Source organism: Pontibacter diazotrophicus (assembly GCF_003367245.1).
Classification (GTDB): Bacteria; Bacteroidota; Bacteroidia; order Cytophagales; family Hymenobacteraceae; genus Pontibacter; species Pontibacter diazotrophicus.
On record NZ_QRGR01000035.1, the window covers coordinates 20,103 to 46,935 of the forward strand.

Annotated in this window: 18 protein-coding genes; 16 read left to right on the plus strand and 2 right to left on the minus strand. The window is 47.8% G+C overall.

Going from position 1 to position 26,833, the window contains the following annotated elements:
• Positions 1-1,231 precede the first annotated feature (1,231 nt).
• From DXT99_RS22895 to DXT99_RS22950, 11 genes are all read left to right on the plus strand, one after another.
• Positions 1,232-4,423, plus strand: coding sequence for a PA14 domain-containing protein (locus DXT99_RS22895; RefSeq protein ID WP_115567926.1), 3,192 nt, complete (start codon positions 1,232-1,234; stop codon positions 4,421-4,423).
• Positions 4,424-4,684: 261 nt separating this feature from the next.
• On the plus strand, positions 4,685-5,701 hold the full coding sequence (gene murB, locus DXT99_RS22900) for a UDP-N-acetylmuramate dehydrogenase (RefSeq protein WP_115567927.1): 1,017 nt from the start codon (positions 4,685-4,687) through the stop codon (positions 5,699-5,701).
• Positions 5,702-5,966: 265 nt separating this feature from the next.
• Complete coding sequence (locus DXT99_RS22910; protein ID WP_147294285.1) at positions 5,967-6,467, plus strand: hypothetical protein; 501 nt, start codon at positions 5,967-5,969, stop codon at positions 6,465-6,467.
• Positions 6,468-6,563: 96 nt separating this feature from the next.
• Positions 6,564-7,079, plus strand: coding sequence for a hypothetical protein (locus DXT99_RS22915; protein WP_115567930.1), 516 nt, complete (start codon positions 6,564-6,566; stop codon positions 7,077-7,079).
• 219 nt (positions 7,080-7,298) lie between these two features.
• Positions 7,299-7,739 (plus strand): hypothetical protein, encoded by a 441-nt coding sequence (locus DXT99_RS22920; RefSeq protein ID WP_115567931.1) that lies wholly within the window; start codon positions 7,299-7,301, stop codon positions 7,737-7,739.
• Between the two features lie 240 nt (positions 7,740-7,979).
• Positions 7,980-8,405 carry a hypothetical protein gene (locus tag DXT99_RS22925; RefSeq protein WP_115567932.1) on the plus strand — a complete coding sequence of 142 codons (426 nt, stop codon included), beginning with the start codon at positions 7,980-7,982 and terminating at the stop codon, positions 8,403-8,405.
• A gap of 407 nt (positions 8,406-8,812) precedes the next feature.
• The gene (locus DXT99_RS22930; protein ID WP_147294286.1) at positions 8,813-9,436 is read left to right on the plus strand and encodes a hypothetical protein; all 624 of its coding nucleotides are present in this window, start codon (positions 8,813-8,815) and stop codon (positions 9,434-9,436) included.
• Between the two features lie 243 nt (positions 9,437-9,679).
• The gene (locus DXT99_RS22935) at positions 9,680-13,072 is read left to right on the plus strand and encodes a SusC/RagA family TonB-linked outer membrane protein (protein ID WP_115567934.1); all 3,393 of its coding nucleotides are present in this window, start codon (positions 9,680-9,682) and stop codon (positions 13,070-13,072) included.
• Positions 13,073-13,076: 4 nt separating this feature from the next.
• Entirely contained in the window at positions 13,077-14,531 is a 1,455-nt protein-coding gene (locus DXT99_RS22940) for a RagB/SusD family nutrient uptake outer membrane protein (protein ID WP_115567935.1), read from the plus strand.
• 10 nt (positions 14,532-14,541) lie between these two features.
• Positions 14,542-15,387, plus strand: a complete 846-nt coding sequence (locus tag DXT99_RS22945) for a zinc-binding metallopeptidase (protein WP_115567936.1) — start codon at positions 14,542-14,544, stop codon at positions 15,385-15,387.
• 34 nt (positions 15,388-15,421) lie between these two features.
• Positions 15,422-16,696 carry a DUF4302 domain-containing protein gene (locus tag DXT99_RS22950; protein WP_181885229.1) on the plus strand — a complete coding sequence of 425 codons (1,275 nt, stop codon included), beginning with the start codon at positions 15,422-15,424 and terminating at the stop codon, positions 16,694-16,696.
• Between the two features lie 70 nt (positions 16,697-16,766).
• On the opposite strand, the gene DXT99_RS22955 is transcribed toward DXT99_RS22950, so the two are convergent.
• Positions 16,767-19,163, minus strand: coding sequence for an endonuclease MutS2 (locus DXT99_RS22955; RefSeq protein ID WP_115567938.1), 2,397 nt, complete (start codon positions 19,161-19,163; stop codon positions 16,767-16,769).
• A gap of 168 nt (positions 19,164-19,331) precedes the next feature.
• On the opposite strand from DXT99_RS22955, the gene DXT99_RS22960 reads away from it, so the two are divergent.
• Positions 19,332-19,781, plus strand: coding sequence for a YhcH/YjgK/YiaL family protein (locus tag DXT99_RS22960; RefSeq protein ID WP_115567939.1), 450 nt, complete (start codon positions 19,332-19,334; stop codon positions 19,779-19,781).
• A 75-nt stretch (positions 19,782-19,856) separates the two neighbouring features.
• Entirely contained in the window at positions 19,857-20,858 is a 1,002-nt protein-coding gene (locus tag DXT99_RS22965) for a nucleoside hydrolase (RefSeq protein ID WP_115567940.1), read from the plus strand.
• Between the two features lie 304 nt (positions 20,859-21,162).
• Here DXT99_RS22965 and hemA read toward each other — a convergent pair whose 3' ends face one another.
• Complete coding sequence (gene hemA / locus DXT99_RS22970) at positions 21,163-22,431, minus strand: glutamyl-tRNA reductase (RefSeq protein WP_115567941.1); 1,269 nt, start codon at positions 22,429-22,431, stop codon at positions 21,163-21,165.
• A gap of 400 nt (positions 22,432-22,831) precedes the next feature.
• Between hemA and DXT99_RS22975 the strand changes: the two genes are divergently transcribed.
• Genes DXT99_RS22975 through DXT99_RS22985 form a run of 3 tightly spaced genes read left to right on the plus strand, consistent with a single transcriptional unit; the run spans position 22,832 to position 26,698 of the window.
• Entirely contained in the window at positions 22,832-23,485 is a 654-nt protein-coding gene (locus DXT99_RS22975; protein WP_115567942.1) for a (2Fe-2S)-binding protein, read from the plus strand.
• Positions 23,482-24,465 carry an FAD binding domain-containing protein gene (locus tag DXT99_RS22980; RefSeq protein ID WP_115567943.1) on the plus strand — a complete coding sequence of 328 codons (984 nt, stop codon included), beginning with the start codon at positions 23,482-23,484 and terminating at the stop codon, positions 24,463-24,465. The genes DXT99_RS22975 and DXT99_RS22980 overlap by 4 nt, the downstream gene beginning before the upstream one ends.
• Positions 24,466-24,475: 10 nt before the next feature.
• Complete coding sequence (locus tag DXT99_RS22985) at positions 24,476-26,698, plus strand: xanthine dehydrogenase family protein molybdopterin-binding subunit (RefSeq protein WP_246000968.1); 2,223 nt, start codon at positions 24,476-24,478, stop codon at positions 26,696-26,698.
• The last annotated feature ends 135 nt before the right edge of the window (positions 26,699-26,833 follow it).

Consider the following 26,833-nt stretch of genomic DNA (forward strand, 5'->3'; position numbering starts at 1 on the left):
GCAGGTTTAGCGGTTTGCAGGTAAAGCTAATATCAAGGCGCCTGGTACAAAAACTTAGGCTTTTTTAGCTGTTTAGCCCATACTATTCCTCCACATCTCACCACCTTAGATTCCCGGAACTTCATTAAAAGTAAGAGGAGCAATCTCTGCCTCCCGCTACGCCTGCTTCTCAAGGCAAAATGGGGTGCAGTTCTACAATATGAGGAATTTCTCCCCAGCCTACTGCTTCCTGACTTAATACCGCTTAAAGCTTTGAACAAATATATCATTGATATATAGCAACTTACAAAAGGTTGCCTTAAATGGCATAGTTATTCCTATTAGCTGCCAGAACTTAGGTATTGTAAGAATTTTCTAAAGATGTATAAAACACGGGGTTTAAAAATCCTTTTAGTAACAGCACCGGCAATTGCCTTAACACGAAACGCTGTATGATGGATTTCTACAGCTTGATATACCAAATAGAGCCATTGCTTGAGCGGCATGAAAACTTTTACGCTCCGTCTGCAGAAGTGTTACCCTTATCTATAGCTTTTCCATTTTCTTCTCTAGCAGAAAAGCTTTCAAAATGCTCCTATTTTCAAATCATTACCCTTACGAATGATCAGGAGCCCCAAAGTACGGGTTTTTACATTGCAACTTCTTTATTTTGTATAATAAAAATCAATATTCTCCGACTTTTCAATTTACATGAAAGAATTTTTACCTTATCATTTGGAAACCAAATAAGCGATATGAATAAACACATACACCTTAACCACACATGCTAATTAACAGAAGCTACGCAATCAAGATAAATATTTTTATTTTAATATAAAGGACTTTGTGCACTTTACCATTTTTTGCACAGTTTTTTAAAAAATAGTTTTGAAGATATTTTTTGATATGTGTTTTGTTTAATAATATTAAGCATCAGAAGCTTAATTAATAACAATAGTACAAGTTAAGCTAGTTAGCAAATCAAACATCATTGCATTATTAAAAGCATTTTCTCTATGACACACATTCAACAAAACATACATAATCTAAGAGAACGAAATATCATAACTAATAAATATATGCCATAACTAATTATAAATTTTCTGTTGTAACACCTATTTAATTTGTTCTACAACTTCCCATTTGCTTTGGAAACACCGTTCACAATCCAATTTCCACCAAAGCAAACCGACGCCACCCTTCTATTTACAAACTTATTATTGTTCAATTAACCTTATTAGCCCTAAAACACATGAAACTTTTTACAAAACACGCACTTATCACCCTACTGATAAGTTATTTTTATGTCTTTCAGTCCTATTCTCAGACCATACCTGTTAAAACTGCCAATGAGTATGTAAAGCCCTACTCAGGCAGTTTTAAAATAGGTAGTAACCTGGGCGTTTATGGCAACGGATGGACCGATGAAAAACTGGTAAGCGCTTTACAAAAGGCGGGCGGCAACTCTGTAAGGCCGACTTTACCAGAGCACTTTGTCGAGAAATGGGGCTATGGTGTTCGCCTTGATGCCTTTAAAGGATATGTGGGTACCGCGGGTATGTCAGAAATCACCTGCTTTATTGAGGGACCGTCAGATGCACACCGCGACAAGACAGTTTATACCGGAAGTGAGTCTTCGAAACTGTTCGCCAACATGTATGAGCCTATCTGGAATGGAGATGGCACAGTTAATCCGAATAACTACTATGCCATCTACGTTTACAAACTCATCCAGACCTACGGGGACTATATCCGTTTCTGGGAAGTGTTGAATGAACCGGATCTTGGTAACGGAAAGCCTTCTGAGTGGTTGAACCGTGCTCCTTATCCTTCGGAGTCCATGAACACGCGCGCTCCCATTTATAACTACATCCGTATGCTGCGCATTACGTGGGAAGTAGTTAAAAAGTACAGCCCCGATGATTATGTGACAACAGGAGGAATTGGCCACCCTGAGTACCTGGATGCCTTACTCCGTTACTCAGACAACCCTAGCGGCGGCAGTGTTACTTCACAATATCCAAACAAAGGTGGTGCTTATTTTGACGTTGTAAGCTATCACTTCTATCCGCAGCACGTGCTGAAGTACTGGGATGGCGTAATGAAATACACCCGCACCTCTGACCATGCCGCTACTTCAATTATTACTCATAAGAAGGCGATGGAATCCACTTTAAATAAGTATGGATACAATGGTTCTTCTTACCCTAAAAAGCACTTCATTGTAACGGAGTCAGGTGTTACCCGTCGCACCTCCGACGATCACATCAGCTCAGATGAAATGCAGCGGAACTTTGCTGTGAAGGCAGTGGTGCTGTCTCAGAAAAATGATATCAGGCAACTTCAGTTCTTCACTATAGGTGAAGGAATTAATTGCCCGCCTCCAGGGTCAACCATACTTACTTCCCAGAGATACGACAACATGGGCTTCTATGAAAACCTAAAAAGAGACGCGCCGGGAAGCGAGAAGCTAACAGATCAGGGCAAAGCCCTTAAAACCACTACCAATCTTTTGAATGGCTACACATATGATGCGTCCCGCACAGCAGCGCTTAGCTTACCAAGCCAGGCAGAAGGTGCCGCATTCCGTAATGGAACGAACTATGTATATGTGCTTTGGGCTAAAGCTTTAGAAGATACCAAGGAAACAGCCAGCGCTACTTACTCTTTCCCATCAGGGCTCAACATTTCCAGCGTGGAGCGCTTCGAATGGAATTACTCTGCCACTAACAGCTCTACAAAGCAATCTGCCCAGGGTATAACTCTTACCGGTTCACCTGCATTCTTCAAGGTTGGCTCCACGACAACAGTTTCAAAAGAGTCTCAAACTATCACTTTCCCGTCTATCCCGGCTAAAACTTATGGCGACCCTGACTTCACTGTCAGTGCCACGGCATCTTCTGGTTTACCAGTGGCTTTCAGCATTGTATCTGGGCCGGCTAAGATCACAGGCAGCACCATTACCCTGACTGGTTCAGGAACAGTAGTGGTAGAAGCAACACAGAGCGGCAACACTACCTACAATGCTGCGACTCCTGTACGGCAGAGCATCAGTGTAAGCGCTGCACCGTCTGAACCGACTCCAACTGAGCCGACTTCCTGCTCCGCCACTGGCAGCATCCTGCGCGAGCACTGGGGCAACGTATCAGGCAGCAGCGTCTCTGACATTCCGTTGAGCACCAAGCCGAGCAGCACCAGCCAACTGAGCCTGTTCGAGGCGCCCACCAACCTGGGCAGCAGCTACGGCGCCCGCGTGAGCGGCTATATCTGCCCGCCGCAGACCGGCGACTACACCTTCTTCATCGCAGGCGACGACAACGCAGAGCTCTGGCTGAGCACCGACGAGAGCCCGGCCAACAGGAAGAAGATTGCCTCCGTGACCGGCTGGACCTACTCGCGGGAGTGGAACAAGTACGCCTCGCAGAAGTCTGCGGCCGTACGCCTGGAGGCAGGCAAGAAGTACTACATCGAGGCCCTGCACAAGCAAGGATGGGGAAGCGGAAACCTGGCCGTGGCCTGGAAGATGCCTGACGGCAAAACAGAAGCCCCGGTAGCCGGAAGCAGACTCTCGCCTTACGCAGGAAGCACGGATCAAGCGCCTGCGCCATCTGAACCGACTCCAACTGAGCCGACCTCCTGCTCCGCCACTGGCAGCATCCTGCGCGAGCACTGGGGCAACGTATCAGGCAGCAGCGTCTCTGACATCCCTTTGAGCACCAAGCCGAGCAGCACCAGCCAGCTGAGCCTGTTCGAGGCGCCCACCAACCTGGGCAGCAGCTACGGCGCCCGCGTGAGCGGCTACATCTGCCCGCCACAGACCGGCGACTACACCTTCTTCATCGCAGGTGACGACAACGCAGAGCTCTGGCTGAGCACCGACGAGAGCCCGGCCAACAGGAAGAAGATTGCCTCCGTGACCGGCTGGACCTACTCGCGGGAGTGGAACAAGTACGCCTCGCAGAAGTCTGCGGCCGTACGCCTGGAGGCAGGCAAGAAGTACTACATCGAGGCCCTGCACAAGCAAGGATGGGGAAGCGGAAACCTGGCCGTGGCCTGGAAGATGCCTGACGGCAAAACAGAAGCTCCAGTAGCAGGAAGCAGACTCTCGCCTTACCTGGCTACCTCTACAGGCTCCGGCCTGGTAAGCGCCTCTAACCTGCAAGAGGAAGAGCCGCAGCTGAACGAAGCGCAACTGAAGGCTTACCCGAACCCCTTCACCACAGACGCGACGGTACAGTTCACGCTGACCGCCTCAGAGGAAGTTTCGCTGGACCTCTACGATATCCAGGGCAGGCTGGTACGCCGGCTATACCAGGGAACGGCAGAGGCAAATGCAACGCGCAGCTTTGAGCTGACAGCAGAAGGCTTAACCCGCGGAGTTTACATCATCAGGCTGATGACAGGCTCTAAAGTGCTGACGCAGAAAATAGTGCTGGAAAAATAACCACTTTCACAGCCCATACTTAAAACCCGCTCCGGTATTCCGGAGCGGGTTTTGTTTTTTAACGAGTCCAATTGTTATATATTTATCAGATAAGTATACATAATTGAGCGTGGCACATCAGCTGAGGGCAAAACCGCTATGCAGCTAAATCTGGGCTCAACAGGAGTAAATCCATTTTCAAACCTTTGTCTGATATCTCTTATTGCGTGGCATCCTTTTATCTCTTCCTGCACAAAGCTACCTTTGTAAAAACTTACCCTTATGAAACTGCAGTCTGATTTTCCGCTTAAACCTTATAATACCTTTGGTATCGAAGCCAAAGCTAAACTTTTTGCCCGTTTCGAAAGCGTGCAGGAGCTGCAAACGCTCTTACAGATGCCGGAGCTACGACAGGAGGAAAAGCTGATATTGGGAGGCGGCAGCAACCTGCTTTTTACCAAAGACTTTGACGGCTTGGTGCTGCAGAACGGCATCAAAGGCATACAGGTAGTACATGAAGATGAGGCGCATGTATTAGTTAAAGCAGGAGGCGGTGAAGTATGGCACGACTTTGTGCTGTACGCCCTGCAGCAGAACTACGGAGGCGCGGAGAACCTGTCGCTTATACCAGGCACGGTGGGAGCTGCCCCGCTGCAAAACATCGGAGCCTACGGCGTAGAGTTGAAGGACATTTTTCATGAACTGGAAGCCGTGCATCTGGAAACTGGAGAAATTCGCACCTTCGATAATGCCTCCTGCAAATTCGGTTACCGCGAGAGTATCTTTAAAAACGAGATGAAGGGGCAGTATATAGTGACCTCCGTTACCTTCAGGCTGTACAAGAAACATACCCTTAACACCTCCTATGGTGCTATTACAACCACACTGGAGGAGATGCAGGTGCAACAGCCAAATATACAGGACATAAGTGCAGCCGTTTGCCACATCCGCCAGAGCAAGCTCCCGGACCCAAAGCAGATCGGCAATGCCGGCAGCTTCTTTAAAAACCCCGAGATTCCACTGGAGCAATATGAGCAGCTAAAACAGCAGTATGCTGCTATCCCCTCCTACCCTGTTTCTGACACCACCGTAAAGGTGCCGGCTGGCTGGCTGATAGAGCAGTGCGGCTGGAAAGGGAAAGTTCTGGGCAATTATGGCGTGCATAAAAACCAGGCACTGGTGCTGGTAAACTATGGCGGTGCCAAAGGCGAGCACGTGCGGCAGCTGGCCTATAACATTATTGCTTCCGTGGATAAGAAGTTCGGAATTCGGCTGCATCCGGAGGTGAATATCCTATAGCTTAAGAGCATGTTTAAATTTCGTTTTTGGATGCGAAAATTGTCCATGAAGGGTTCTGGCGAAACGGTTTTGGAGCTTCATAGCAGCGCTATGGAGCGAGAAAACTGTGAAGTCAGGTTCCTTTATGGACAGTTTGCAGCGCAAAGGATGAATTTTAAACATGCTTTAAGTAAATTTTATGATAATGTGCGAATGAAGCATCTTTTTCTTTAAAAATACCGTTTCCTCAATATTCAATCGAAACATTACCATAAACCAGGAAACAATGATACGCAAGCACCTTCAATTGCTATGTCTAATCGCACTCGCCCTACCTTTTTTAACTGCCTGCAAAGAGGACAAAGAATTTGTAGCGCCCTCTAATAAACAACTTCTGGTTGCACACGAATGGCAAGGAGACGAGATGCTGATGATGGGAATAAGCGTATCAGAAGCTGGTGCGATCCCGAACGGCATTCCGGACATCCAGACCATAACATTAACGTTTAACAGCGACAACACCTATGTTGCCAAAAGCAGTGATGGGATGATATTTGAAGGAGACTGGCGCTTTAATGAGGAAGAGACCAAAATTTATTTTGATTTTTTAGGTTTTGGAGAGTTTGACATCAGGAAGCTCACGAGTGAGAACTTAAACCTCAGTACAGGTATCTCCAAGGGGCAGCTTACCCTGCTGGCACAGATGCTGAACATTGATTTGAGTCTCATCAATATGTTCCCGGATGGAACAGAATTTGAAACGGAGTTACGGTTTGTGAAACCCTGATAAGACTGATTTAAAACTATTAAACCATCAAAATTTAAGTATTCATTTAAAGCCTTTAAACAGCATATTACGTATAGAATCATTTTAAAATTCACTATGAAGAAGTTACACCTGATTGCCCTACTTTTAGTAGTCCTTTGCACCTTCTCCCTTACAGGTTGTAAGGATGACGACGAGAATGTTTCACCTAGAACGGCGTTTTTAACTGACGGTGTATGGAGGGGAGATGGTATATATGTTCGCCCCACTTCTTTTCTCCCCTTCACCAATGTTACCTCATTGCTCAGACCACTTGGGGAAGAGGAGTTAGCCGATCAATTAGACATCACAACCACCACATTTGAGTTTGAAAGAGATGGAACTTTCACAGCAACAAGAAATGGCGATACACAAACCGGCTCCTGGGAGTTTACCAACAATGAACAGAGCATCACTATCTCCGGGGATGATATTGTTCTTACAGGCAACAACACGAATGAAGCTACATTCGATATAGTAGCATTAACCGAAACGCAATTCACATTAGATATCAGTGTTTCAGAAATGGGGTATGATTTATCAGATTATCAAGGGTTCGATATTGACAGATTTGAACTCCGTTTGGTAAAATAATACCCTGATACGCTACAAACACTTAATTAAACAGCTCCCTCAGAGGGAGCTGTTTTTGTTTAAGGAGCGGGCATACCATATATCCACGAATCTTTAAAACAGTATTTTCCTTTTTTTCTGAGCTCCAGATACAAATTCAGGTAAAGAAGGAGCAACTAAATTAGCTTTTGGTAAGTACCTAACTATACCGCCCCGTTCCAAACTATTTATTCTTGACTCATGAACAAACTCAGACTATTACACTTTTTCGTTGCCACATTATGCCTGATTTCCTTTACAAGCTGCGACAATGACGATGACGCAGAGCCATCTCAACAGGCTTTACTCACAGCAGGAGAATGGCAGGGAGCTTCGGTTTATCTTAACGGGGCAGACTCCACTCAATTCTTTAGCAGTGCAGCTGACTTTGAGGTGAATGAACTTTCGTACAGGTTTGATGATAACAGCGAATACCGCCAGATATACGACCCTGTTCCTACCATACTTGGCACCTGGGAGTTTGCAGGCACAGACCCGGAGGCAATCATTTTTGACAGAGGAGAAACCTACGAATCACGGGCAACTATCATTGCGTTAACTCCTACAGAACTTCACCTGGAGAGCAACAAGTGGTTTGGCTCACAAAGCCCACCCATAGAAATAAGATTTACACGACCGTAACAACAAAAAAAGGCTTCCTACAGAAGCCTTTTTTTGTTACAATAACCAGCAAAGCCAGAACAATAATATAATGTATCAATAAGATGATGAGCCGGAGGAAAAAACAACCTCTGTTTCAAAAAAATCATACTTTCAGCTTGCTAAAGAATTAGAATATAGGTATACTTATAAGCGATTCAAACAAAGCAACTGCCAATTATTGTACAATTATTTTTATAAGTTCCAAAACTGCTTATTGTAATGAGAAACCTGAAACTTTACACTTTATTAATTGCCTCCTTCTTCATGTTAACTTTAGTTAGCTGCGATAAAGATACAGAGGATGATGTTTCTCCGTATGTTTCCCCTAATGTAACGCTATTAACAGCAGGCGAATGGACGGGCAGATCCGTGTTTCAAAATGGAGAAGACCAGACAACCGTGTTTGAAGAATCCAATCAGTTTGACCTGAGCAATTACACTGCAGTTTTTAAAAGAGATGGCACTTATGCAGAGCGTTACGAAAATAATACCATAGCGGATGGAGTCTGGGAGTTTGAAAACAATGAGCGGGGTATTGTACTCAATAAAGGTACAGATGATGAGTACAACGTTGTGATCTCTAAACTGGATGAAGATGAATTCTTCTACATACAGTCAGGTAATGAGTTTCGGTTGGCAAGATAACAAAAGGTAAAAACCAGGTTTAACCAGTTCACATTTTTCTGAATACTTTCTTTTCTCATAAAAGAGAAAAGACCTGCCGTAAAACCAGCGAAGGCTTCCTGTAAAGGAGCCTTCGCTGGTTTTACGGCATATGCCTATGACCACTTCGTTACAGCCAGAGTAGTACCTTACAGTCACAATCGGAGGCTTTGTTTACCACACTTGCCGCTTTCAGCACAACGTATTCATGCCAGCCTTACCGGCAATTCCTAATAGAGCACTTCATCACTCTTGTTTAAGTCCTAAAGCATGCGCTATGGCAAGAATTTTAGTATGAATCTAATACCTTTTTTAAATAATGCGTATATTAACCAATTCTTCCTTTTTAGCTAACACTTTTTACATTTTTAACCCACAAATCTTACATTATGAAAAAAATCTTACAATTGTTCATGGTTCTTGCAATAGCACTGGGCCACACAGCTTGTGAAGGCGATGAAGGACCTCCAGGACCAGCAGGAGCTGCAGGAGCTCAGGGGCCAGCAGGACCAGCCGGACCACAAGGGCAGCCTGGTGAGTCAGGTGCAGCAAGGGTACTTGATTTTTCAGTTGACTTTGAGGCTGACACTGCCGGCAACTACTCTACAGGTATTAATTTCGCTGAAACAGAGAACTTTGATTTAACAATATTAGATTCTGATGTGGTGCTGGTTTATGCACTGGCAGGAGCAATTGATGATCCCGAGGATCCAGAAAGTAGCCTACTATTCTGGAGCCCACTACCTCAGACTTATAATCTTGAAGGTGGAGGAACGGCAACCTATAATTATGCTTATTCCAGATTGTTTCTGTTTCTGTTCCTACAGTCAGGGGCTAACCTGGCTGATTTTCCAGCTTTAACTGATGATCAGGTATTCAGGCTAGTGGTTGTTCCGGGAGATCTTTTGAATGGAAGAAAGGCTAATCCAACAGTAGATTTGAATAACTATGAAGAAGTTATTAAATACTATAACATTGATGACAGCGTTGTAAGAAAAATTCAGGTAAAATAAAACAGGTGAATGAGCTGCCATATTCGGCGGCTCTTTCATTCCTATCAAAGCTACAGTACCAGAAATTACCAGCGGCAGGCTAGCAGTACAGAATTACATCGCTGTTACTGCCACTCCTAAAGCTGGTATCAGAATTTAAAGGTTGATTTTATAAATCAACAGATTTAAGTAGTACCAGAGATTTAGTGCAAACCCAGGGTTCCACTATGTTATTCATTACAAAATGAGCATAGCTACGTCATCATGAATCATAACTCACAAAATAAAAAGGCCTGGATTCCGTCGTTGCTGCTGATGGCTCTCTTTCACGCTGCATCGATTCACCCTACCCAAGCCAATGCCATTGTACCACCCCAAGCTGTTCAGAACCTTGTTACTGTAACAGGCACTGTAAGATTACAGCCAGGCAGTGGTGCTGCTGTAACTTTACCGGGTGTAACAGTTCTGGAGCAGGGTACCACCAATGGAACAGCCACCGATGTGAACGGTAATTTCCAGATACAGGTACAGCCAGATGCCGTGCTGGTGTTTTCCATGGTAGGCTATACAACACAAGCTGTAGCTATAGACGGCAGAACAGCCATCGATGTAACGCTGGAAGAAAGTGATAACACCTTGAAAGAGGTGGTGGTGACAGGCTATCAGACCATTGATCGCAAAATGTTTACTGGTTCAGCTGCCCTATTAACCGGCGAAGACGCAAAAAGAGAAGGTATTACAGATGTAAGCCGGATGCTGGAAGGACGTGTGGCCGGAGTTTCTGTGCAGAACGTATCCGGCACCTTTGGGGCCGCACCTAAAATAAGAGTACGGGGCGCTACCTCTATTACCGGAGACAACAAACCTTTATGGGTCGTAGATGGCATCATCCTGGAGGACGTGGTAAACGTATCTAATGAGCAGCTTTCCACCGGCGACCCTGCCACGCTCATTGGTTCTTCAGTTGCAGGCTTAAACCCCGATGATATTGAGAGCTTTCAGATACTGAAGGATGCCTCTGCCACTGCCATGTATGGTGCACGTGCCATGAATGGTGTGGTGGTGATTACGACAAAAAAAGGACGTGTGGGAAAGCCGCTGGTATCCTATACCGGAAACTTCTCTACCTACCTGAAGCCAACCTATCGTTCCTTCGACATCATGAACTCCGCTGACCAGATGTCGGTGTACGCAGAACTGGACCGCAAAGGCTGGCTCAACCATTCCGACGCCTCCAGGAGACAGAACGGGGGTGTCTATACCAAGATGTATGACATGATTAATACTTATGACCCAGCATCCGGTACATTTGCCTTACAAAACACACCAGAAGCAAGAGCGGCATTCCTGGAGCGCTATGCCAGGGCCAATACCGATTGGTTTGACGTGCTGTTCAACAACTCCTTCATGCAGGAGCATTCTGTGAGTATATCCTCCGGTACCGAAAAAACACAGCTCTATTTTTCTACCAGCTTTCTGAAGGATGAAGGGTGGTCCGTAGCCGACGAAGTGAAACGCTTTACAGGTAACGCGCGGGCAAATTTCAATTTCTCAGATAAGTTATCGCTTGGCCTGATCACACAGGGCTCCATCCGGGATCAGCAGGCGCCCGGAACAATTGGCCGGATCAGTAACCCGGTAAGCGGCGAATTTAGCCGCGACTTTGACATTAACCCCTTCAGCTATGCTCTTAACACCAGCCGCACGCTGACAGCCTTTGATGAAAACGGGAACCCGGAGTATTTCAGGAGAAACTTCGCTCCTTTTAACATACTGAACGAGCTGGAGAACAACACACTGGACATATCGGTACTGGACCTGAAACTGCAGGCAGACCTCAATTATAAGATATTCAGTAACCTGAACTATAACTTCTCTGGTGCCTTGCGCTATGCCAATACCAACCGGGAGCACAGGGTGCGGGAAGACGCCAACATGGCCATGGCCTATCGGGCCGCAGACGATGCAACGGTTCAGGAAAGAAACAGATTCCTGTACCGCGACCCGGACAACCCGGAGGCACAGCCAGTGGTGGTGTTACCGTATGGCGGTTTCTATAACACAAATGATGATAACCTGGTCAGCTATTACCTCCGCAATACACTGGACTGGGATAAAACGTTTGACATTCATACCTTCCGCGTGTTTGCATCGCAGGAGTTGCGGTATGCTGACCGCCAGAATAAATTCTTTAACGGGTACGGTTACCAGTACAACAAAGGCGGCGTGCCTTACATCGATCCCAATATCATCAAACAAGGGGTAGAAGGAAACTTTAACTACTATGGCATGAGCCTGCGCTACGACCGTTTTCTGGCTTATATGGCAAATGCTGCCTATTCCTACAACGGGAAGTATAACCTGAACGGCACCGTGCGCTATGATGGTTCTAACCTGCTTGGTGAGTCCCGCACGGCACGTTGGCTGCCCACCTGGAACGTCAGCGGCTCATGGAATATAGACACCGAGCCTTTTATGCAGCAGCAGGATATGGTAAACAGGCTGACGCTGCGTGCCACCTACGGCCTCACAGCAAGCATGGGCAATGCCACAAACTCCAGCCTGGTGTTGCAGAGCGGCAGTACCAGAAGGCCTTACCTGTCAGAAGTAGAGTCCATGATTTATATCCAAAACCTGGAAAACTCGGAGCTGACCTGGGAAAAGCAGTATGAAACAAACGTGGGTGTGGATGCCGGTTTGTTCAATGAGCGGCTGCAGTTAACGGTAGATGGCTATATCAGAAATGCATTTGACCTGATAGGCCTGATCAGAACATCTGGTATAGGTGGTGAGGGACTGAAAGTTGCCAACTACGCTGATATGAGATCCCATGGTGTAGAAGTAACACTGGGTGGTGGCGTGGTTGAAAGCCAGGACTGGAACCTGAAATCTCAGTTCACTTTCGGCTATAACGAAGGCGAAATCACCAACCTGAAAAACAACCCGGACATCTGGTCGCTGGTAACGCCGGAGGGTGGTCCTAAAGAAGGCTATCCTTACCGTGGCCTGTTCTCCATCCGTTTCGACGGACTTGATCCGGACAATGGCTCCCCTCTTTTTATGAATGAAAACGGGGAGAGAATCGGGAACGTGTACCTGCAAAGCGACGAGACACAATACCTGAAGTATGAAGGCCCTGTGGACCCAATTGTGAACGGTGGCTGGTTTAATTCGCTTCGGTATAAAGACTTTACCCTTTCGGCACTGGTAACGTATAGCGGAGGCCATAAAATCAGGCTTAACCCTGCTTTTAAAAACAGTTATACCGACCTGGACGCCATGCCTTATGACTTCCTGAATCGTTGGGTTTTGGCTGGAGATGAAAACACCACAAACATCCCTTCTATTCTGGATCGTGTGGAAGCAGCAGAATTAGGGGGCACTTATCCTTACAACAACTATAATTACTCAACTGCCCGTGTAGTGGATGGCGACTTTGTGCGCATGAAGCAAGTATCCCTTAGCTATAATCTGCCAGCTAGCCGGGTAAAATCCATTGGTTTTAGTAGCCTCTCGTTAAGTTTGGTGGCTAACAACCTGTGGCTGATTTATGCGGATGACAGGCTGAACGGACAGGACCCGGAGTTTTTTGGTGCTGGTGGTGTGGCTATGCCAGTTCCGCGTCAGTTCACATTATCATTGAAAGCAGGTCTTTAATAGCATGAAAAAGATAATTTTATATACTTGCCTTGCCACTTTAGTTGCGTCCACTGGCTGCGAAGACTACCTGGAGCAGGCTGTAGACCAGCGGACTCAGCTGGAAACGGAGCAAAACATAAGTGAGCTATTAGCTACAGCTTACCCACAGGCTGGCTATACCACTTTCACAGAGGCGATGTCGGACCTGGTACTGGATAAAGGTACCGGAACAGTAGTGGTGAATGAAATTAACGAGAACGCTTACTTTTTCCGCGATATAGAGGACAGAAACCAGGACTCTCCAGATTATTACTGGAACGCCTGCTATGCCGCCATAGCTGCGGCAAATCATGCCTTGGAAGCGATTGAGCGTGCACCTGATCCGACGGTTTATAATGCCCAGAAAGGCGAAGCTTTGGTAGCCCGCGCCTACGCTCATTTTATGCTGGTCACCCTCTTTGCCAAGGTCTACGATCCGGCTACGGCCGCTTCCGACCCGGGGGTGCCATATGTAACGGAACCGGAAAAGGTAGTGATGCAGCAGTATGATCGCAGAACAGTGGCTTACGTATATGAGCAAATCGAGCGGGATTTAACAGAAGGCTTGCCGCTGATTGATAATAATTCCTACCGCGTACCTAAATACCATTTCAACACGGCCGCTGCGCATGCTTTTGCTACCAGATTCTATCTGTTTAAAAGAGACTATCAAAGGGTTATAGATCATGCCAACCAGGTTTTCCCGGGAGGCAACATTGGTCCAAACCTAAGGCCATGGGTCAGTGTGTACAGCAACCTGACAGCGAATGAAGGACTCGCAAGGTATACACAGGCTACTGAGAGTTCAAACTTGCTTTTGGTGGAGGCCCCTTCTTTGTGGGCGCGTAACTACGGGCGTTACCGGTATGGCCTGGCCACGCCTATTGTAAACGAGTTGTTCAGAAGTGAAAACGTGACCGGTGCCACATGGATTTACCCCTTGTATACTCAGGGAACCGAGAACTGGCTTGTCCTGAAATTCCGGGAGCACTTTGTACGCGCCGATGTGAACGCGGATATAGGTTATCCTTACACTATCTACCCACTGCTGACAGCGGAAGAAGTGTTGTTCAACAGAGCCGAAGCTTATCTTGAATTAGGATATACCGAGGCTGCCAGAGACGACCTTAACACGTTTGCCAGTGCACGAATTGAAAACTATAATGCCGCTACCCACAATATTTCTGACACGAAGTTAAGAGCTTATTATGGCACCAGAGATATTAAAGAAGGACTAATGGCCGCTTTACTTGATTTTAAAGCGGCAGAGTTTGTGCAGGAAGGCATGCGTTGGTTTGACATTCTGCGGCATGACATTACAGTGGAGCATCCTACTGCCGACGGGCAGGTAGTTGTTTCAGCGCCGGGCGATCCGCGCAGGGTCCTGCAAATACCGCAGGAGGCTGAACTGGCAGGCGTAGCTCAAAATCCACGTTAAAGAGAAAGACATGAACATAAAATACATCAGATTATTCCTGCTGCTCTTTTCATTGAGCTTTATTTCAGCTTGCTCTGAGGACGACGATGCAGACACACCGCTTCCAGATCTTGGTGGCGAAACCTGGGTGCAGGGGCCATTAGATACATGGCTTTATCAGAATTTTGTTACCCCTTATAACATAGAAGTCAAATACCGCTTCGACAGGTATGAGGTGGCCCTGAACAGAGTATTAGTGCCCGCCAGAGAAGACAGGGTAATTCCGGTGATGGAAACGATACAAAAGACGTGGATTGCCCCTTATGAACAGGAAGCCGGCCCGGCATTTATTAAGAGATTGGCTCCGAAGCAGTTTGTGTTGGTGGGCAGTGCCGAGTATAACACCAACGGCACCATTACACTAGGTACAGCGGAAGGCGGACGTAAAATAGTACTGTATGTGGTGAATGACTTCGACCAAAAGCTTGAGTCAGAGGTAAAGCAGATGCTGCATACCATTCATCACGAGTTCGCCCATATTCTGCACCAGACCGTCATGTACCCCGAAGAGTACCGGCGGATTACAACCGACTATACTGCCAGCTGGAACGACTTCTCACTGGCTGATGCCCGATCGAGAGGCTTTATAACCCAATATGCCAGAAGCAGCCCGGATGAGGATTTTGTAGAGATGATATCCATTATGTTGATAGAAGGCAAAGCCGGCTTTGACGCTATTGTAAACAGTGCCCCGGAATCAGCACAAACCGCCTTGAGGCAGAAGGAACAGCTCGTGGTTCGCTATTTTAAAGAAGCCTGGAACATTGACTTTTATAGTCTGCAGGCCAGATCTGAAACAGCTATTGATGCCCTGTAATTTCGCTCCCAGGCTCCGTACATTAAAAATAAGTATGAGAAAAATATGGCTACTAGGCCTCCTGATAGTCTCTATGCTATCGGCCTGCGACAAAGATAACAATGAGGTGGCTCCCGGAGAAAGACCAGACGAACGCCTGAACCAGGTACTAGGTGAGTATAAGTCTCAGTTGGTGAATGCTGAACATGGCTGGAAAGCAACCCTTTTTCCCGAGGGAGGTTCCGGCTACAGTTTCCTGTTTGATTTTGCTGAAAACGACCGGGTAGTAACCCGCAGTGATATAAACGCCGGCGCTGCCACTGCCCTGGAGAGTACGTACCGCTTAAAGGCAGCGCAACGCCCTTCCCTGCTTTTCGACACCTATACTTACCTGCACATTCTAGCTGATCCGGATGCAACCAAGAGCGGCGGCGAGTGGGGCCAGGGCAGGATCTCTGATTATGAGTTCTCTTTTGACACTGTTTCACCTGACTCCATGGTACTAACGGGTAACTATAACGACAGCAGGCTGGTACTGGTGAGAGCAACAGCAGATGAGGCCGAGAACTACATCAGCAGGGTAAACGAGCAAGCGCAGACATTTGAAAACATCAACAATTTCACACTGTACTTCAAACAGCTTGAGGTAGGCAGCCAGACTTTTGACATCACGGTAGACACCGACCTCCGCAACATTACCTTTACATACAACGATGGAAGCGGTGTCAGAACCTTTACCACGAGCTACTATTTCACACCGGAGGGACTTACATTGCTGCAGCCTTTTGTTAGCGGCAACCTGACGATTACTACTTTACAGGACCTGCAGTACAATGCTTTCAGGAATAGAATTACCCTCACCGTAAACGGAACTGCTGCCAGTATAGAAGACACTGCTGCACCTGCCACCGTAGATCCTCAAACTGCCAGAGCCTTCTATAACAACCCTCCAAACGGCGCATTCTGGCGAACAATAGATGGCTTTACAGTTGAAGGCGTAGTGGATGCCTTTAATGTAGGCTCTATCACAAATTTAGACATCATAACTTTATACATACAAGCCTCTCCTCCCTATGACGGACTGATTTTCTGGACTACAGATGGAGAATTCTTCGGCCCGGCCTTACGTTCCCGTATTACGAACGATGGTAGAATCGTCTTTACCTATGGTGGAGATTTCGGCACAACACCTGAGCAGGCTGCCCCTATGGTAAATGCCACACGTGAACAGTTAACAATACCGGAGGGATATTATGTTATCAGAACCGGTCCCAGTACATATGACCTGGTCAGTGCTAAAGACGGAAAAGCGTGGATTAGTTTCCAGTAGGCGTTCAAAATTGATACAAAACAGTAAAGGCTCCTTAGAAGGAGCCTTTACTGTTTTGTAGTGGTATATATTACTTCAGCACAGCCAAAGTAGCACCGTCGCCACCGCGTTCAGAGACTTCATTTCCTACACTTGCCACTTCCTGCACCGAGTACAGGTAATCACGCACGACCTGGCGCAGTACGCCATTGCCCCGGCCATGGATGATTTTAATCTCCGGGATACCCAGCATGATGGCCTCATCGGTAAAGTTCATCAGCTTCGTTAAAGCATCCTCGGCATATTCTCCCCGGATGTCGATGGTAGTGGTAAAGTCGGCCATACGTTGGGTGATGTTCATGCCACGGGTATACCCTTCGCCCGCAGCAGCTTTTTCTTTCTTCGGCTTCGTGGCTGCCTGTCGGTCTAACTTCTCCAGGTTGTCTACTTTCACGATAGTCTTCAGCCCACCGAATAGTACTTCCGCTGTTTTCCCTTTAATGCTGACCACCTGCCCGGATGAGTCCTGCCCTACCAGCGCCACATAGTCGCCTTCTTTTATAGCGCCATTGCTCACGCGTTTATGTGCAGGACGCGGTTCTTCTTTACGCACTTCGGTGGCAAAGCTTTCCAGTTCCTGACGGGCCTGCTTGGTCTGCTCCTTCTCCGCCTGGCTTTGCTTAATCTGCTGAATCGTGGACTCGATTTTCTGGTTCGCATCCTTCAGCAGAAGTTTTGCCTTGCCCTTGGCCTCGCGCATAATATCCTGCTTGCTATCTTCGAGGTAGTTCTTCAGGTCCTGGTACTCCTTCACGTTCCGCTTCAGCTTCTCTTCTAACTTGGTCGCCTCGCGCAGTTTTTTCTCCAGTTCCTGCTTCTCTGTCTCCAGCTCCTCCAGCAGGCGGTCGTAACGGATTTTATCTTTACCTACCAGGCTGCTGGCCTTGTCTACGATGTGCTTTGGCAAGCCGATTTTACGGGCAATCTCAATCGCAAACGAGGACCCTGGCTTACCAATTTCAAGTTGGTAGAGTGGCTGCAGGTTTTTATGGTCGTAGCGCATGGCGCCGTTAACCACACCGGGGTTTCGCTCCGCAAAGTTTTTCAGGTTGGTATAGTGCGTCGTAATCACACCGTACACTTTACTGTCGTTGAGGTTCTGCAGCACCGCTTCGGCGATGGCACCACCCAATATAGGCTCTGTACCGGTACCAAACTCATCTATCAGCACCAGGCTCTTTTTATCGGCCACCGTCACAAACTTTTTCATATTGGTGAGGTGCGAACTGTAAGTACTAAGGTCGTTTTCTATAGATTGCTCATCCCCGATATCAATAAAAATATCATGGAAAATACCTGCTTCTGAGTTATCAGCCGTGGGTATCAGCATACCGCACTGCAGCATGTACTGAATCAGTCCCACCGTTTTCAAGCTTACCGATTTACCACCCGCGTTAGGTCCGGAAATCAACAGGATGCGTTGATCTTGCGTCAGCTCCAGGCTCATGGGCACTGTTGGCCTGCCCAGTTGCTTATGCGCCATGTACAGCAGCGGGTGTATGGCTTCGTCCCACTTAATGTGCGGGTACTTGTGCAGCTTTGGCATAGTAGCTTCCACACGACGCGCGAAGGCCGCCTTTGCCCGGATAAAGTCCAGCAGGCCCAGGTACTGGTAAGCCTTTCGCAGCTCTGGTATGTGGTTGCGCAGCTGATTCGTCAGCCCCACCAGGATGCGAATCAGCTCCCGGTGGTACGCATTTGTCAGGTCTTTGATATCGTTGTTAAGTCCGAAAATTGCTTCAGGCTCTATGTAAACCGTCTGCCCTGTATTGGACTCATCGTGTATTAAACCTTTTACACGTCGTTTATGCTCCGCCAGCACCGGAATAACCAGGCGGCCACCACGGATGGTTGGCTCCACATCAGCGGGTGTCCAGCCTTCGCTTTTGGCGTGTTTGATGATAGAGGTGATAGATTTCCGGAGTACCGCCTGCTGCGCAATCAGGTCACGCTTCAGGCGCTGCAATTCAGGCGTGGCGTCGTCACGCACCGCTCCGGCATCGTCCACTACTTTATCCAATGCGGCAATCAGGTTACGCTCTACGGTAACACTGGCACCCAGGGCTTTCAGCGATTCATATTTCCCTTCTTCAGCAGAAGATATAAAGCGCAAAGAATCGCGGATAGTACGCAGCGACATCTTTATTTCAAAGAAGTCCTGCACATCCAGGTAAGTGCCCTGTATCGCGGCGCGGTCTAAACTGGCCGTTACATCGAAATAGTGCTGCAGCGGAATCTCAGCGTCCGACTCCAGCAGTTGTTTAAATTCATTTGTTTGTTCTAACAGTCGCTGCACCAGGTCGTGCCGGTTCAGGAAAGTCATGCGGTTTACAAAATGGCGGCCCAATGGGCTAAGGCAGAGCTCTAAAAGCATCTCGCGCACCTGTGCAAATCCTATTTTTATTTCAAAATTCTCTGGGTAGATCAATTCTTATCTCTTAATTTATGCAAAATTAGCAATATTTATAACAACTAAGCAGGGCTGTTTTGTTCGTTTTACTTTTGCGTATTTCGTATCCCGTAGCACGTATCAAGACACTTAACTTTTTACTATTAAAGCTAACTTTTTAACCCTCTAACTTTCTAAATTTCTAACATGGTTCTAGACTCACTACAAAACGCATACCGTTACTACACCTTGCACCCGCTGTTTGAACAGGCTTTCCGCTTTTTACAGGAGACGGACCTGATGGCGCTTTCACAGGGGCAGCAGGCCATTGAGGGCCGCGACTTGTTTGCCATCATTTCTGAAGGCACAGGCACAACAGAGAAAGAAGCAAAGCTGGAAGTGCACCGCAAGTACATTGATATACAGTACGTGGTCTCCGGCACAGACCACATGGGCTGGAAAAGCCTGACGTTTTGTAAGCAGCCTGATATTCCGTATATTGAAGAACGCGACGCGGCCTTTTTCCCCGATAAAACAAGCAACTGGTTTGACGTACCTGCTGGCTACTTCACCATCTTTTATCCCGATGATGCGCATGCAGCCATGATTACGGAGGAAACAGTACGAAAGGTGGTACTGAAGATAGCAGTGTCCTGATATAGTTCTGTACCCGCTACCTTAGGTAGCGAAGCAATGCTTTTTGAAAATTAACTTGAAATTAAGTAATCCCCGATGAAGGCACTTTTAAAATTGATTCTCTTATCAGGGTGTATGCTGTTGATTTACAGCTGCACGAACAGGACAGAGAGCAGCAATGAATTTGAGGCAAAGATACCAGTGATTTTTGACACAGATGCAAACAACGAACTCGACGATCAACATGCCCTGGCTTATTTACTACTGAACCAGGACACGTTCGACGTGAGAGGCATTACTGTGAATGCAACCAAAAACGGAGGAGACATAGACGAACAGTATGCCGAAGCTGAGCGCGTTTTAAAGCTCCTGAAGTCGGATCATAAAATTCCGCTGCTAAAAGGAGCAAACGGTTCATTCAATGATATTATGGATCACACTGCCAATGCTGATTTTGATGGTGCTGAAGGTGTCAACTTTATCATTGAAAATGCGAAGCAGACACCGGAAACGCTGACAGTTATTGCTGTTGGCAAATTGACCAATGTTGCCCTGGCCTTAAAGAAAGATCCATCTATTGCAAATAAGCTGAGGGTGGTATGGTTAGGCTCCAATTATCCCGAGCCAGGAGAATACAACCAGGATAATGATATACCTTCCATGAACTATGTCTTAAGCACAGATGTGCCATTTGAGATGGTAACTGTCCGGTATGGCAAGCCTAGCGGCACAGATGCGGTTAGAGTGACCCCGGAAGAAGTCAAAAACAGGGCCGCAGGCAAAGGGCCCAGAACATCAGAGCCTGTTACAGGCAGACATGGAGGCGAATTTTATACTTTCGGCGACTACTCCCTCAACCTCTTTGAGCATATTACCCTGCATGGCAATCCTCCTTCACGTGCCTTGTTTGATATGGCCGCCGTTGCCATCGTTAAGAATCCGAACTGGGCAGAGGCCGTCACCATTCCCAGCCCTGTTCTACAAGAACAGGAAAATAAATGGGTGGAGCAGCCGGGCAACCAGCGCCAGATAGTTGTATGGCAGAACTTCGACAAAGAAAAGATCATAGCCGATTACTTTGCCTCACTTGAAAAGTAAATTTGCGCAAAAGTCCCAGCGGGACGACCAGTTAACAGAAATTATATCTATTAATATGCAAGCTCCAGCGGAGCGAACTGTTGACTAAACCCACTTAGGCCGCGCTGGAGGTAAGGTTCTCTTTAACATCATACTTCACTGATCATCCCGCTGGGACTTAAAGCACAAAGACGTAGCTCTAATAACTCCAACCCGCAAAAGGAACAGCCACATCAAAGCTATTGGTGTGGCTGTTCCTTTTGCTGTGCGCCTGCTTACAGGTGCAGACTGGTCTTTTGCCTTACTGCGTATATTTCTTTCAAAACTACCCTTTCACAGTTTCCTTTTCGAGGTCAAACAGCGCACTGAAACTTTGTAACAAGGCATCTGATTCGCCACGCTGGCAGGCTGCCTTTAGTTCGAGCGCGGGCAGCTTTACTATCTTGTTCAGGATGTTTTTAGTTAAGGCCTCTACCAACTCTTTCTCTTCCGCGCCCAGCTTTTTTAGGTAGCGGTTCAGTTCCTGCTGCCGGATCTCTTCCAGACGGTTCTTGAAGTTCTGAATAGCCGGTGACATCCCCATTTCCTGCGTCCAGGTCTCAAATTCCGAGACAGCCTCAGCGATGATCTGCTGCACCTGCGGAATAGCTATCAGGCGCTTTTCCAGTGCTTTCGTGGTACGGTTGCGGATGTTATCGATGTTGTAAACGCGGGTTGCCGGCAAGGTTTGTAAATCACTGCTGATGCTGCGTGGCATCGAAAGGTCTATGAAGAACTTTGGTGCCTTTGTTGCATGCTTGTCAATGTCCTGCTTACTGATATAAAAGCAATCACCGGGTACAGATGAAATCACCACATCTGCAAACTTTATCTCTTCCCACACATTCTCCCAGTAGGCCGCTTTCACATTGCATTTCTGTGCCAGGTCCATCGCTTTATAATGCGTTCGGTTTACCACCACAATGTTACTGATAGCCGATTTCTGAAAATTATCACAAACGTCTGCACCAATCTCCCCCACTCCTATCATGAGCACGCGCGGATTCTCCATTGCCTTCGTGAGGTCCTCTACCAGTTCTACTGTGGCATACGAAACAGACGCCGCCCCATTGCGGAAGCAGGTTTCGTTTGCTACACGTTTACTGGAGAAAAAGATAGTGTGCATCAGCCTGTGAAGAAAAGGGCCGGCCGTACCAGCATCAGTTGCCCACTGGTAGGCGTACTTCACCTGGTTCATAATCTGCATATCGCCCACCACCTGCGACTCCAGCCCCAGCGCCACATGAAACAGATGCTGTACCGCTTCTTTGTGGCAGGTAATATGCTTGAAGTAGGGTTGCACAGCCTTTGTGGCAATAAAGCCTTTTTCAATGGCCAGCAGCTTGATGATTTCCAGAGAATAATCCGTTACAGAGGAGTAATAAATCTCCGTGCGGTTGCACGTAGAAAGCACCAGCACGTCGCTTGCCCCTGTGAATTCCTTCACCTTATCCAGCAGGTTTCTACTGGCTATCTCATTTAAGGATACTGCCTCACGCACAGTGATAGGTGCATACTTGTAGGATAACGTAAGTACTTTGAACTGGCTTTGCATATTATCTACCTCGGTTTACATTGCAAACTTCCGAAAACAGGGAAAGGAAAAACATGATAAATGTCACTCCCGCTGATGATATTAAGCAAGCTGACTGTATCCGTGACTTATCTGTATCGCCCTCAAAAGCACCAGAGAATCAAGCGACTGGTTCATAAAGAAAGGCATCACAATCATACCAAAGGAGAAAAGCAGCAATAAATACAGCAGGAAAAGCTTCATGATCCCGACAAACACGGCGGAGGCTCGTATGTAGAAAATGAAGCCTCTTGTCAGTTTCCTGGCTTAATGAACAACAGGCCTTCCTTTTACTTATGTTAAAAATTAGCAGTCGGCCATTGTTATTGCATGAAAGCTGGCTGCACTCGTAATCAGCCCTTGGGCCACTAACAACCGTTTTATGGCAGACGACAATACCATTGACAAAACCTCGCAGGAAAGCGATATCCCAAATAACCACAGTGATGCCCGCCGTACCTTTATCAAACAATCCTCTCTTTTGACGGCACTTGCTTTAGCTCCAGCCTCTGTAGTGAAAGCAGCGGAGGGAAAAATCGATGAAAAGGTAGCGGATAAGTTTGAAAACGTGCCGGTGACACTGGAGATAAACGGCGTTAGAAAGAAGCTATCTATCGACCCACGGACCACCACACTCGACCTGCTGCGTGAGCAGCTAGGTTTAACAGGCACGAAAAAAGGCTGCGACTACGGCCAGTGTGGCGCCTGTACTGTACTAATGGATGGCGAACGCATAAACTCCTGCCTCACCTTTGCCGTGATGCTGAACGGAAAGAAGATCACAACCATAGAAGGACTGGCAACAGGCGGTGAACTGCACCCCATGCAAGCGGCTTTTGTTAAACATGACGGGTTCCAGTGCGGCTATTGTACACCGGGCCAGATAATGTCAGCGGTGGCTTGCATACGCGAAGGCCATGCCAATACCGATGACGAGATACGCGAGTACATGAGCGGTAACATCTGCCGCTGCGGTGCCTACCCAAACATTGTAAACGCGATTAAGGATGTCAAAAACAGCGGACAGAAGATATGAAGCAGTTCCAATACATGCGGCCTACAAAACAGAAAGCAGCCACAGATGCCGTCGCCAAAGATCCCACTGCACTTTTCATTGCCGGAGGCACAAACCTGATTGACCTGATGAAGCGGGAAGTCATGCAGCCGGAGAAGCTGGTGGACATTAACATGCTGCCCCTCAAAAAGATTGAGCAAAGAAACGGCAGTGTACGTATCGGCGCTTTGGTTTCAAACAGCGCAGTGGCGGAGGACAGGCTGATTGTGGAGAAATTCCCCCTGCTCTCACAGGCGCTGGTCTCGGGTGCCTCCGCACAGCTGCGTAACATGGCAACTGTGGGTGGCAACATGATGCAACGCACGCGCTGCTATTATTTTTACGACACAGCCCTGCCCTGCAACAAGCGGGAACCCGGCTCCGGCTGCGGTGCCATCGAAGGCATCAACGACCAGCATGCCATCTTTGGCTTCAGCGAGAACTGCATTGCTGTAAACCCAAGCGATATGAGCGTGGCCTTAGCGGCACTGGATGCTACTGTGCTCCTTTCAGGTCCGAAAGGTGAACGGCGCATTCCCTTCATCGATTTTCACCGCCTGCCCGGCGACCAACCGGAGGTAGACACCAATCTCATGCGTGGCGAATTAATTGTGGCGGTCGATGTTCCGGAGTCGCCTTATGCACAAAACGCACATTACCTGAAGGTGCGCGAGCGTGCTTCCTTTGCTTTTGCACTGGTTTCAGTAGCAGCCGCGCTGGATATCCAGAACAACACCATTCAGAGTGCCCGCCTGGCGATGGGTGGCGTGGCGCATAAGCCCTGGCGTTTGTTTGATGCGGAAAAAGCGTTGGCAGGAAAACCAGTTTCAGAAGAAAGCTTTTGGCAGGCAGCAGAGGTGGCTATGCGCGGGGCAAAGGCTTTTGAACACAATGCCTTCAAACTCAAACTGGCTCCCAACTCCATTGTGCAGGCCCTTAAAACTGCTGCAGGTATAGCGTAATACATCAATCATGACGAAAGAGAGAATGACACAGGTAAAAATGGGCGACCCGCTAAGCCGCGTGGAAAGCCTGTTAAAGGTAACAGGCGGAGCAAAGTATGCAGCGGAGTATAACCTGCCAAACGAAGCCATTGGTGTGCTGGCAACCAGTACCATAGCCAGAGGCCGCATCAAAAACATCGACACCAGGGAAGCTGAAAGAGCGCCTGGTGTGGTGGCAGTTGTTACACATGAGAATGCTCCTGAAATACCCGGTTACAGTGCCTCTGTCGATAACGAGGGCTCCAGGGTGTATGGGCAGGAGTTCCGTTTGTTTTTTGACGGCACAATCTATCATAACTATCAACCCATCGCGCTGGTGATAGCCGATACGTTTGCCCGGGCTGATCAGGCAGCCACACTACTAAAAGTAACCTACGAGGAAGAGTCTCATGACACAGATGTAAGAAACAGCTTGGACAAAGCCTTTAAGCCGGAGCGCCACGACGACTATTCCCGTGGCGAAGCTGGTGCATATAAATCAGCCCCGGTTAAAATAGAGCAGGAGTACCAGACGCCAATCCAGGTGCACAACCCCATGGAGCCGCATGTCACGACTGCCGTTTGGGAAGGAGACAACAAGGTAACGGTTTACAATAAAACCCAGGCCACAAAAATATCGCAGAAAGAGATCGCGAAGTCGTTTGAGTTAGATGAAGAAAACGTGCGGGCGTATTCTCCTTTTGTTGGCGGGGCCTTTGGCAGCTCCTCCCGTGTGTGGCCGCAGGAAATGGCTGCCATTATGGGAGCAAAAGTAACAGGCCGGCCGGTGCAGGTGGTGCTAAAGCGTAACCAGGTGTTCAATATGGTAGGTTACAGGCCCCGCTCTGTTCAGAAATTCAGCATTGGCGCCACCACTGATGGCACTTTAACCGGCATTACGCACGACGCCTATGGCTCCACCTCGCAGTATGAGCAGTTCACAGAGCGCCTCCTTGATCCAACCAAAACGATGTACAGTTGCCCGAACTTAGACTCCAGGTACAAACTGGTGCGGCTGGATATGAGTACGCCCTGCTGGACACGCGGCCCCGGCGAAACAAGTGGTTCCTTTGCTCTGGAGTCTGCGATGGATGAGTTGGCCTATGCGCTGAACATGGACCCTTTGGCCCTGCGCCTCAAAAACTACGCTGAAAAAGACCCTGAGAATGACAAGCCCTGGTCGAGCAACTATCTAATGGAGTGCTATGAACAGGGGGCAGAGCGCTTTGGCTGGAGCAAACGCAACCCAGAGCCCCGCTCAATGCGCGAGGGGGACTGGCTAATCGGTATGGGTATGGCTTCTGGTATATACAAAGCCGCCCGCGACAGGGCCGTAGTTCGGGCAAAGCTTTCTCCTGATGGTTCACTCCTGGTGCAAAGCGCGGTGGCCGATACAGGTCCTGGCTCAGCAACTATTTTCACACAAATAGCAGCTGACGTAATGGGTACCGCTATAGAAAACACCCGCTTTGAATGGGGCGACTCCACCCTACCCTATGCACCGGGTCAGTTTGGTTCACATACCACAGCCTCAGTTGGCTCAGCTGTATATGAAGTTTGCACGGCGCTGAAGCAGCGACTCCAGCAACTAGCTACAGGCACAGCAAGCGCGGCTATGCAGCAGGCCGGCCCCGACGAACTGGTGTTTGAAAACGGGACAATGGGACTAAAAGACCGCTCTGCCAGCCTCAGCTATGGGGAAATCCTGAAACAGCAAAACCTGCCGCAACTGGAGGTTATCAAGGAGTCTGAAGGCGGCCCTTTACTGGATGAGTATTCGAGCAAGTCTTTCTGTGCCAATTTTGTGGAGGTGCGGGTGCATGCGGCCACCGGTGAGGTAAGGATAAACAAAGTAGTATCAGCTGTGGACGCCGGCAAAATCATGAACTATAAAACTGCCGAAAGCCAGGTGTATGGTTCTGTTGTCTGGGGTATAGGTATTGCTTTGATGGAAGAGGGAAAGATAGACCATCGCTTCGGCCGGCATGTAAACAACGATCTGGAGAAGTACCACGTGCCGATAAGCGCAGATGTGCCTGAAGTAGATGTTATCCTCATCAACAAACCGGACCCTGTCGTGGACCCGATGGGTGCGAAAGGTATAGGTGAGATTCCTTTGATAGGCTTTACTGCAGCTGTCGCTAATGCGGTGTATCATGCCACCGGCAAACGCATCCGTGAACTACCTATTACACCTGCCAAGCTTGTATAGCTGAACTAGCTGCTAACGCCTGCGAACCTTCTGTTACAGCAGTAGCTCCGCCTTCATTGTGACATATCACCTGTAAAAGCTTGGACAGCACTTTACTTTTACCTGATTTTCAAGATATTATAACAAACATAAAGC

What these genes read in the sequence shown, in the direction of transcription:
- DXT99_RS22895 (WP_115567926.1), top strand. Translation starts at nt 1,232, where the DNA reads ATGAAACTTTTTACAAAACACGCACTTATCACCCTACTGATAAGTTAT.
- murB (WP_115567927.1), top strand. Translation starts at nt 4,685, where the DNA reads ATGAAACTGCAGTCTGATTTTCCGCTTAAACCTTATAATACCTTTGGT.
- DXT99_RS22910 (WP_147294285.1), top strand. Translation starts at nt 5,967, where the DNA reads ATGATACGCAAGCACCTTCAATTGCTATGTCTAATCGCACTCGCCCTA.
- DXT99_RS22915 (WP_115567930.1), top strand. Translation starts at nt 6,564, where the DNA reads ATGAAGAAGTTACACCTGATTGCCCTACTTTTAGTAGTCCTTTGCACC.
- DXT99_RS22920 (WP_115567931.1), top strand. Translation starts at nt 7,299, where the DNA reads ATGAACAAACTCAGACTATTACACTTTTTCGTTGCCACATTATGCCTG.
- DXT99_RS22925 (WP_115567932.1), top strand. Translation starts at nt 7,980, where the DNA reads ATGAGAAACCTGAAACTTTACACTTTATTAATTGCCTCCTTCTTCATG.
- DXT99_RS22930 (WP_147294286.1), top strand. Translation starts at nt 8,813, where the DNA reads ATGAAAAAAATCTTACAATTGTTCATGGTTCTTGCAATAGCACTGGGC.
- DXT99_RS22935 (WP_115567934.1), top strand. Translation starts at nt 9,680, where the DNA reads ATGAATCATAACTCACAAAATAAAAAGGCCTGGATTCCGTCGTTGCTG.
- DXT99_RS22940 (WP_115567935.1), top strand. Translation starts at nt 13,077, where the DNA reads ATGAAAAAGATAATTTTATATACTTGCCTTGCCACTTTAGTTGCGTCC.
- DXT99_RS22945 (WP_115567936.1), top strand. Translation starts at nt 14,542, where the DNA reads ATGAACATAAAATACATCAGATTATTCCTGCTGCTCTTTTCATTGAGC.
- DXT99_RS22950 (WP_181885229.1), top strand. Translation starts at nt 15,422, where the DNA reads ATGAGAAAAATATGGCTACTAGGCCTCCTGATAGTCTCTATGCTATCG.
- DXT99_RS22960 (WP_115567939.1), top strand. Translation starts at nt 19,332, where the DNA reads ATGGTTCTAGACTCACTACAAAACGCATACCGTTACTACACCTTGCAC.
- DXT99_RS22965 (WP_115567940.1), top strand. Translation starts at nt 19,857, where the DNA reads ATGAAGGCACTTTTAAAATTGATTCTCTTATCAGGGTGTATGCTGTTG.
- hemA (WP_115567941.1), bottom strand. Translation starts at nt 22,431, where the DNA reads ATGCAAAGCCAGTTCAAAGTACTTACGTTATCCTACAAGTATGCACCT.
- DXT99_RS22975 (WP_115567942.1), top strand. Translation starts at nt 22,832, where the DNA reads ATGGCAGACGACAATACCATTGACAAAACCTCGCAGGAAAGCGATATC.
- DXT99_RS22980 (WP_115567943.1), top strand. Translation starts at nt 23,482, where the DNA reads ATGAAGCAGTTCCAATACATGCGGCCTACAAAACAGAAAGCAGCCACA.
- DXT99_RS22985 (WP_246000968.1), top strand. Translation starts at nt 24,476, where the DNA reads ATGACGAAAGAGAGAATGACACAGGTAAAAATGGGCGACCCGCTAAGC.